The sequence below is a fragment of the Trueperella sp. genome (assembly GCF_043424875.1).
Lineage (GTDB): Bacteria > Actinomycetota > Actinomycetes > Actinomycetales > Actinomycetaceae > Trueperella.
The window spans coordinates 1-8,519 of record NZ_JBHWPL010000094.1; the positions used below are offsets into that span (position 1 = coordinate 1).

Annotated in this window: 9 protein-coding genes; 6 read left to right on the forward strand and 3 right to left on the reverse strand. The window is 56.8% G+C overall.

The features are described 5' to 3' along the window. On the reverse strand, positions 1 to 331 hold a 331-nt coding region (locus ACHFFR_RS08195), incomplete at its 3' end, for a methylated-DNA--[protein]-cysteine S-methyltransferase (RefSeq protein ID WP_394263781.1). A gap of 309 nt (positions 332 to 640) precedes the next feature. Beyond that, complete coding sequence (locus tag ACHFFR_RS08200) at positions 641 to 1,810, reverse strand: heparan-alpha-glucosaminide N-acetyltransferase domain-containing protein (protein WP_394263782.1); 1,170 nt, start codon at positions 1,808 to 1,810, stop codon at positions 641 to 643. 149 nt (positions 1,811 to 1,959) lie between these two features. On the opposite strand from ACHFFR_RS08200, the gene nrdF reads away from it, so the two are divergent. Then, positions 1,960 to 2,925, forward strand: coding sequence for a class 1b ribonucleoside-diphosphate reductase subunit beta (gene nrdF / locus ACHFFR_RS08205; protein ID WP_394263783.1), 966 nt, complete (start codon positions 1,960 to 1,962; stop codon positions 2,923 to 2,925). Positions 2,926 to 3,108: 183 nt separating this feature from the next. On the opposite strand, the gene ACHFFR_RS08210 is transcribed toward nrdF, so the two are convergent. Further along, a complete protein-coding gene (locus ACHFFR_RS08210) occupies positions 3,109 to 3,270 on the reverse strand; it encodes a hypothetical protein (RefSeq protein ID WP_394263784.1) in 162 nt (53 codons plus the stop codon). Between the two features lie 174 nt (positions 3,271 to 3,444). On the opposite strand from ACHFFR_RS08210, the gene ACHFFR_RS08215 reads away from it, so the two are divergent. From ACHFFR_RS08215 to ACHFFR_RS08235, 5 genes are all read left to right on the forward strand, one after another. Next, on the forward strand, positions 3,445 to 4,785 hold the full coding sequence (locus ACHFFR_RS08215) for an ABC transporter substrate-binding protein (protein ID WP_394263785.1): 1,341 nt from the start codon (positions 3,445 to 3,447) through the stop codon (positions 4,783 to 4,785). 77 nt (positions 4,786 to 4,862) lie between these two features. Beyond that, positions 4,863 to 5,708: a carbohydrate ABC transporter permease gene (locus ACHFFR_RS08220; RefSeq protein ID WP_394263786.1), complete on the forward strand. Its 846-nt coding sequence runs from the start codon at positions 4,863 to 4,865 to the stop codon at positions 5,706 to 5,708. Next, positions 5,705 to 6,625 carry a carbohydrate ABC transporter permease gene (locus ACHFFR_RS08225; protein WP_394263787.1) on the forward strand — a complete coding sequence of 307 codons (921 nt, stop codon included), beginning with the start codon at positions 5,705 to 5,707 and terminating at the stop codon, positions 6,623 to 6,625. The genes ACHFFR_RS08220 and ACHFFR_RS08225 overlap by 4 nt, the downstream gene beginning before the upstream one ends. A gap of 56 nt (positions 6,626 to 6,681) precedes the next feature. Continuing rightward, a complete protein-coding gene (locus ACHFFR_RS08230; protein ID WP_394263788.1) occupies positions 6,682 to 7,704 on the forward strand; it encodes a LacI family DNA-binding transcriptional regulator in 1,023 nt (340 codons plus the stop codon). Between the two features lie 9 nt (positions 7,705 to 7,713). After that, positions 7,714 to 8,328: a DUF624 domain-containing protein gene (locus tag ACHFFR_RS08235; protein ID WP_394263789.1), complete on the forward strand. Its 615-nt coding sequence runs from the start codon at positions 7,714 to 7,716 to the stop codon at positions 8,326 to 8,328. Positions 8,329 to 8,519: the final 191 nt, after the last annotated feature.

Consider the following 8,519-nt stretch of genomic DNA (forward strand, 5'->3'; position numbering starts at 1 on the left):
TGCGGGACGCCGGCGGCGTCCCGCGCTTGCGACCAACGATGGTTGCGAGTTCCCCATAGCTCACCGTCTGGCCATAGGGGATGTCTCGAAGCGCTGACCATACGTCCTGCTGGAAGCCTGTGCCGGTGGGCTCGAGTGCGAAGGTCAGCTCGGGGTTTTCGCCGGTGAAGTAGGCATCTAACCAGTCAGCCACCGGACCTTTCGCGGGCTCGCTGGCGCTCAGGACGTCAGCGGGGAAGTTTGCCTGCCCCTCCATCCATAGACCGCGGAGCACGCCCTCATGTTCGTCAATTGTGAGGCGTCCGAGCGGAGATTCGTAGACCGTGAGCATGTCTTTAGCCTAATCTGCTCGCATGTTTAGTGAAATAGCGGCATCTCGTTTGTAAAAACGCTGTTTTCGCTCGATTTTTCACTAAAGTTGCGAAGGTTTCCGGGTAACCGTCAGGTTTTGAGTCTCCGAGGATCGAGTTGGCCCTTTTCTGGATCGGCGGGCTTATGGGCTGGCGCGCTTCAGGACTGGCGTGCGGTTGAACTGGCGCGCGGTTGGGTCTGCTTACTTCAGGACCGGCCCTTCTTCTGGGCCGGCGCATCTCACCGCTGGCCCGATTGGCCAGCTGATGGCGGCCCGCCACTTCTGCGGTTAGCGCGCCGCTGCCGGCGCGATGAGTGCAGGCCGAGCGAACCACTGCGAGAACCTCCAGGTCACCCACTCAAGCGGGCCTCTGCGCCACGGCAACAGCGCCCACACCGTGCAAAAGACGAGCACACCGCCAGCCACCCAAAGGAAGGGCGCTGCGGAGTCGCCGAAGAACCAGTCTTGCTTGAAGTGGAGGAAGACCGCGTGACCGACATACGCCGTCAAGGACATCGAACCAACTGCCGCAATCGGCAAGAGCACGTGCCTCGCGAGGGGAGCAAGCCACAGGCACGCGCCAACAATAGCGAGGCCAACGCCGAGGTTCCCGACGACTTCGAACGTGGTGTCCGAGTGAGGGATCGCGGTGATGAACGTGGCGGGACGGATCGGATCGAGGCCAATGTCAAACGACGAGTTCCACTGCTCCGCTTCCGAGGCAAAAGACTTCGTGGCAACCCACGAGAATCCATAGCTGAGCACGGCAAGTGCTGGTCCGATGATGAGGAGCTGTGTGCGAAGCATGGTCTGGGTGAGGTCGAGTCGGCCAAGCGCAATGCCCGCGAGCACGTACGCCATGTAGGCCAAGCCCGGATACATGCCAGAGACGAGTGTGGTGTGGAGAAAACCATCGCCCCACATCTCGTTCCTCCCGAGCAGCCAGCTGATCAAGACAATCAGCTGCGGACCCACAAGGGCCACCACGACCGAGGAGATAGCGAGCTTCTTTGCTGACCAGTGCACGAGCGGCAGAGAGAGGAGGAACCACACGGCATAGAAATCGAGGATGATCGCGATCGGAGTCGAGAAGATGCCCAACAATGAAGCGAACACGAGGAGCATCACCGCGCGGCCAGCGATTCGCAGCTGGGCGTAGCGCAAGTGCTCGCCTGAGTACGGAACGTTGCGGCCGGTCAAAATCGCAATCGACACACCGGCGAGCAACGCGAATAGCGCAGAAGATCGTCCGGAGGGAATCTCCGCCAGCACCTGCCACGCCGTCTCATCCACGGTGAATGGCTTCACGTGAGCCCAGATCATGCCGAGGATCGCGAGGCCGCGCGCGAGGTCGAGGCCGCGAATCCGGCCGGCGTAGCGCTGAGGGAATGAAACAGCTGATGGGGCGGCGATAGCAGTGTGCTCGGAGGGCGGGGCGTCGAGGGGCTGTGTGTTCATGCGATAAGCGTAGACCTTCCGCTTCAAACGCCATGTCAGCCCCCAAGCGGATGTGACGGGCACCTATGGACCACTCGGGCTAAAGTCCCACGAACGTGAGACGATAGGGGCAGGAAAAATTTCGTGTCACAGGACGTCAAAGGAGAAGCATGACCGCCGAACATGGCCCGATCGAAGCGATTAACTGGAACCGAATCGAAGACGATAAGGACCTCGAGATTTGGGATCGGCTGACCGCGAATTTCTGGCTTCCAGAAAAAATCCCGCTGTCGAACGACATTCAGTCGTGGAACACGCTCAAGGAGCACGAGCAGCTGATGACCACGCGCGTGTTCACCGGCCTGACCCTGCTCGATACGCTGCAGGGAACCGTGGGAGCGGTCTCGCTCATCCCGGACGCCGTGACCCCGCACGAGGAAGCCGTCTACACGAACATTTCGTTCATGGAGTCGGTGCACGCGAAGTCGTACTCCTCGATTTTCTCCACGCTCATCTCGACTGAAGAGATCGACGAGACGTTCCGCTGGTCGGAGGAGAACCCGAACCTTCAGAAGAAGGCGCAGATCATCAACGAGCTCTACCACGGCGACGATCCGGATAAGCGCAAAGTCGCTTCCGTCATGCTTGAGTCGTTTCTCTTCTACTCAGGCTTCTACGCGCCCATGTACTGGTCCGCGCACGCGAAGCTGACGAACACGGCGGATCTGATCCGTCTGATCATCCGCGATGAGGCCGTCCACGGCTACTACATCGGCTACAAGTACCAAGTGTCGATGAAGAAGCAGAGCCGCGAGCGCCAGGACGAGATGAAGATGTGGGTCTACGAGCTCCTCGACGAGCTGTACGAGAACGAGGTCGAATACACCTCGGCGCTCTACGATCCGCTCGGACTGACCGAGGACGTCAAGATGTTCCTGCGCTACAACGCCAACAAGGCCCTCATGAACCTTGGCTACGAGGCGCTGTTCCCCGCGGAGGACACGGCCGTGAACCCGGCGATCCTTGCGGCGCTCTCCCCGGGCGCGGACGAGAACCACGACTTCTTCTCCGGTTCCGGCTCCTCCTACGTGATCGGCACGGCAGAGGCGACGACGGACGACGACTGGGACTTCTAAGCCCAGCGCGCCACCTCGCCGACGACGAATCGCCGACGACGAACCGCTGACGACGAACCGGCAGTCACCGAACGGGACGACACCGAACGGGACGACGACGAACTGTCCGGCTCGAACAACGTAGCGGCCCCGCGGGATTTATCCCGCGGGGCCGTCTCACGTGCGGCGATATGACCTCGTCGACTACATGACGAACATGCCGATCGCCCACATGATCAGCGAGACGATCGTGGCGATGACCTCAATGAGGATTGTGGCGCCAACGCCCTTCAGCGCGATCTTCGTCTTCGGCCACGCGGTCTGACGCCCGGCAACGGTTTCGCTCAGGTACACCCCGACGGACAAACTTGTTACAAAAACGTTTCCGAAAACTGCTGCATTTTGAAATTATGGCTGGTATGTTGGAGCCATTGCGGAAACGTTTCCGATCCAACTGCGTTACATGGGCGTAATGCTCGGGGCGAGTCCGTTGAAATTCGAGAGGTTTCTCGAGCATTTCGTCCAAAGGAGGACGCCATTATGGCAACAAGAAAGCGAATTTTCGCAGCAATCGTGGCTGGCGGCTTTGCACTCTCCGGTCTGGCAGCATGTTCATCTGATGACGACGGCGCAAACGGCGGCGACGGCGACAAGGGTTCGGTATACTTCCTGAACTGGAAGCCGGAATCAGAGCAGGTCTACCAAGAGATTGCCAAGGCATACACCGAGGAGACCGGTGTCGAGGTGACCGTGGCTACCGCAGCATCAGGTACCTACGAGCAGACGCTCAAGTCGGAAATCACCAAGTCCGATGCCCCGACTCTTTTCCAGATCAACGGCCCGGTTGGCCTGCAGACGTGGAATGACTACGCACTCGATCTCACTGATACCGAGTTCGCAGGAAACCTCACCGATGAAAATGTCGCGCTCAAGGGCGAAGACGGCGCCATCTACGGTGTGCCGCTCGCCATCGAAGGCTACGGCATCATTTACAACGAAGAGATTATGGACCAGTACTTTGCCCTTGACGGTGCAAAGGCCGAATCCATGGAAGAGATCAACAACTTCGCCAAGCTCAAGGAAGTAACCGACGATATGCAGGCTCGCAAGGACGAGCTCGGTATCGACGGCGTCTTCGCATCCACCTCGCTTGCTCCAGGCGAGGAATGGCGTTGGCAGACCCACCTGTCGAACATCCCCACCTACTACGAGTACAAGGATGATGGCGTAACGGACAAGGACGAGATTGAGTTCTCGCACAACGAAGAGTTCAAGAACATCTTCGATCTCTACCTCACAAACTCGACTGTCGAGCCGAGCCTGACGCCTTCCAAGACCGTCACCGACTCCATGGCTGAGTTTGCAACCGGTCAGGCTGCAATGGTTCAGAATGGTAACTGGGCGTGGAGCCAGATCAAGGACGTCGATGGCAACGTGGTTGCTGAAGACAAGATCAAGTTCCTTCCGATCTACACCGGTGCTGAGGGTGAAGAGTCCCAGGGTCTTGCCATTGGAACCGAAGCGTTCATGGCAATCAACTCCCAGGCAGACGAAGCTGACCAACAAGCTACGATCGATTTCGTGAACTGGCTCTTCTCCTCGGATGAAGGCAAGGATTACGTCCTTAACGACCTCGGCTTCATCGCTCCGTTCAACACCTTTGGTGAAGACGAAGTGCCGGCAGATCCGCTTGCAAAGGAGATCCAGCGCTACATGTCGGACGATTCGCTCGAGACGGTTTCTTGGGTGTTCACCACCTACCCGTCTCAGGCATTCAAGGATGAGTTCGCACAGTCGCTCGCTCAGTACGCCTCGGGCAACCTGGAGTGGGACGAAGTCGTCACCACCTTCGTTCACGCCTGGGCAGCTGAGAAGCAGTAAGCATCTTTTCAGATGACAAGCAGTCGTGGGAGGAGCGAGCACATTGCTCCTCCCACGATGCATGATCGGAAAGACTCATGAGAGCAGCTCTTAAAAAGTATTTCCCGGTTTTCGTACTACCCACACTCATCGCGTTTGGTATTGCATTCTTCGTACCGTTCATCATCGGATTTGGTCTGTCCTTTACGGACTTCACCACGATCACAAACGCTGAGTTCGTTGGAGTTCAAAACTATGTGGACGCGTTCGGCGAGCGCAGTGGCTTTACCGGCGCATTCTTCTTCACCCTCCTCGTGGCAATCGTTGCCATCGTTTCTGTGAACGTCTTTGCGTTCTGGATTGCATGGCTTCTTACGAGGAAACTACGCGGTACAAACTTTTTCCGCACCGTGTTCTTCATGCCGAACCTTATTGGTGGCATCGTGCTTGGTTATACCTGGCAGGTCTTGATCAATTCCGTGCTCACCCAGTACGGCACCACCATCATCTCCGACTGGAAGTACGGTTACTGGGGCCTGATCATGCTCATTAACTGGCAGCAGGTTGGCTACATGATGATCATCTACATCGCCGGCCTCCAGAACGTGCCGCCGGAGCTCATCGAATCTGCCGAGCTCGACGGCGCTGGACGCTGGCAGACGCTTCGCCACGTCACCATTCCCATGGTGATGCCGGCGATTACGATCTGTCTCTTCTTGACCCTGTCGAACACATTCAAGATGTACGACCAGAACTTGGCCCTTACCGCGGGTGCTCCGCAAGGTAAGACCGAAATGGTTGCCCTGAATATCGTTAACTCGATGTTCTACGAAATTGGGCAGGAAGGCGTGGCTCAGGCGAAGGCGGTTATCTTCGTCGTCGCAGTCGTCGCCATTGCCATGTTCCAGCTCCGAGCAACCCGCGCGAGGGAGGTAGAAGCATGACTGTCGCCGCTATTCCGCAAACCAATCCACAAGATGCGCCCAATCCGCAAAAGAAGCGTATCTCTACGAAGACGAAGAAGCGCAAGCTCACGCCTGGCATCATTTTCATCTATGCCTTGCTAGCCTTCCTCACGCTCGTCTTCTTGGGGCCGATCCTGTTCATCTTGGTGAACTCGTTCAAGGCGAAGTTCTCGATTTCATCGGATCCCTTCAGCCTGCCGCTGGGAGACATGTTTGTTGGGCTGACCAACTACGAAACAGGTCTTGCACTCACAGGTACATTCCAAGCGATCTTCTGGTCATTTGTTATCACCGTGAGCTCGGTTGCCGTGATCATCTTCTTCTCGGCTATGACCGCCTACTACATCACCCGAATCAAAGCATGGTGGACCAATGCCATCTACCTGATTCTCGTGTTCTCCATGGTCATTCCGTTCCAGATGGTCATGTTCCCCACCGTCAAGATCGCCGATTCTCTCAGCTTGGACAATCCGGCTGGTTTAGTGATTTTGTATCTTGGATTTGGTGCAGGCCTTTCCGTCTTCATGTTCTCGGGCTTCGTCAAGGCAATCCCGTTGGAGATTGAGGAAGCGGCCATGATCGATGGCTGTAATCCACTGCAGAACTACTTCCGAGTAGTGCTGCCCATGCTCAAGCCGACCGCGATCACCGTCTCGATTCTCAACGCAATGTGGATTTGGAACGACTTCCTTTTGCCCAACCTTGTGCTCGGACCAAGTTCGGAGTATCGAACTATCCCGATTGTTGTGCAGTTCCTTGTGGGATCCAACGGCAACCGAGATATGGGTGCTCTCATGGCAATGCTCGTTCTTGCGATTGTTCCGATTGTTATCTTCTACCTCTTTGCGCAGAAGTACATCATCGAGGGCGTTGCCGCAGGTGCGGTCAAGGGCTAATAATTCATGGAGGGGCGGACTACATCCCGCCCCTCCAGGTTAACAAGAGGTCGATTATGAAGGTGACGATTCGTGACGTTGCCCAAGCATGCAGGGTGGGAGTAACCACGGTATCGCGGGCTTTAAACAACCAGCCCGGCGTATCCGAGGCCACCAAAGCACGTATTCAGAAGAAGGCAGGCGAGCTCGGCTATCGTCCGAACCTTTCTGCGCAGCGACTGCGGATGGCAAATTCGAACGTCATCGCAGTCATTATTAAGGGCCCCACGAACCCGTTTTTTACCGAATTGCTCGAGCTGATCGAGAACCGCCTTCGACGCGATGACTACGTTGTCTCGATTGTTCGCGTGCTTCATGACCAAGACGAAGTCGAGGCGGCAGCCCACGCCATCGCGGCTACTAAAATCTCGGGCATGATCTTGCTCGGAGGCTGGTTTGCCGCGGGCCAAGAAGGTTGGGACAAGGTCACGGTTCCAGCGGTGCTATGTACGATGCCGAGCGTCATCGGGGTTGACCGCGAGTCGTATTCCTCCGTGGCCGTCGACGACGAGCAAGCCATGAATCTGATCGTTGATCACCTTGTCGAGCTAGGGCACGAGAGAATCGCGTTTGTGGGCCCCGAAGCTGGCGATGAATCGGTTGGCTACATCCGTCTGAAGCACTTTATTAGCGCGATGCGGGCGCGCGGATTTGAACCCGATCCGGAGCTTATCTTGCGCGGCAGCAATTTTGATTCTCCCTACTCCTACGAGTACGGCCACTTGGTGACTCGCTCTTTGATCGAGGAACGTCGCGATTTTACGGCCGTGGTGGGGATGACGGATGCGACCGCCGTGGGTGCGATTCGAGCCCTCGCCGACGCCGGAATCCGCGTTCCGCAGGACGTTGCCGTTACCGGTTTTGACGGCATCGATCTCACGCGATACATGTCGCCGAGACTGACCACCATTACGCAGCCGATCGAAGACATCGTGGAGAAAACCTGCGAATCTCTTATTGCTCAGATCGACGGAGGCGGGCATCAGCACGTCATCCTCCCCGGCGAGCTCCGGGTGGCGGAATCCACTGCGGGACAGTAGATTCCGGTCATGGCAATTGGTCCCGATTCTGGTTTCTATAACGCACTGTCACTGGCCACCGACATCGTTGTGGTCAATGCTCTGACCATTTTGACAAGCCTTCCGCTAGTAACGGTGGGCGCGTCACTGCGAGCTGCAAACGTGGTGATTGCCCAGCTGATCGCTGAAGAAGGATCTCGACCAACCCGAACCTATCTGAATCAGTTTCGACGCGAATGGAAAACGTCGACTCTCTGGTCCCTAATCCTTACCGTTATTGGAGCTCTTGCTCTCTATGAGTTTTGGATCATCGGTCAAGCAGAGATCGAACCCACCGTTTCCTTCATGCTTCGTGCCGGAATCTTTTCTGGCCTGATCGTGCTTGGGGGTATCAGCTTTTGGTTCTTCTATTTCGAAGCGCACAGGCCAAGGGCTTTCAAAGAAACCTTCACTGCCGCCGCACTAAGCGCAATCCGATACCTGCCACGCACGCTCGTGGGAGTCGCGCTTATCGTGGCACCGCTCGTCTTTGTTGTAATTGCGCCGAGCCGCTGGGTGGTGGTGCTTTTTTACTTCCTAGTGATAGGAATTGCCTTCTCGATCTATCTTTTCCAGTTGGCAGCACGCGGCACTCTGAGTCGGTAGGGCGCTGGCGTCCAAAGAACTTTGGGTGCTTTTGAACTCGATACTGGTCTGAACGCAGTACTGACCTGAGTGCAGTACTGACCGAAACACTGCGGCCTAGATTGCAATACTGACCGGAATCAGTGCTGGTCGTAGTAGCCGGTATCCTTAGCACGCAAAAAGAATCCGATGATACCCCCGATCGCGCCGAT

Coding starts and splice junctions, on each gene's coding strand:
- ACHFFR_RS08200 (WP_394263782.1), bottom strand. CDS start 1,810: ATGAACACACAGCCCCTCGACGCCCCGCCCTCCGAGCACACTGCTATC.
- ACHFFR_RS08225 (WP_394263787.1), top strand. CDS start 5,705: ATGACTGTCGCCGCTATTCCGCAAACCAATCCACAAGATGCGCCCAAT.
- ACHFFR_RS08215 (WP_394263785.1), top strand. CDS start 3,445: ATGGCAACAAGAAAGCGAATTTTCGCAGCAATCGTGGCTGGCGGCTTT.
- ACHFFR_RS08220 (WP_394263786.1), top strand. CDS start 4,863: ATGAGAGCAGCTCTTAAAAAGTATTTCCCGGTTTTCGTACTACCCACA.
- nrdF (WP_394263783.1), top strand. CDS start 1,960: ATGACCGCCGAACATGGCCCGATCGAAGCGATTAACTGGAACCGAATC.
- ACHFFR_RS08235 (WP_394263789.1), top strand. CDS start 7,714: ATGGCAATTGGTCCCGATTCTGGTTTCTATAACGCACTGTCACTGGCC.
- ACHFFR_RS08230 (WP_394263788.1), top strand. CDS start 6,682: ATGAAGGTGACGATTCGTGACGTTGCCCAAGCATGCAGGGTGGGAGTA.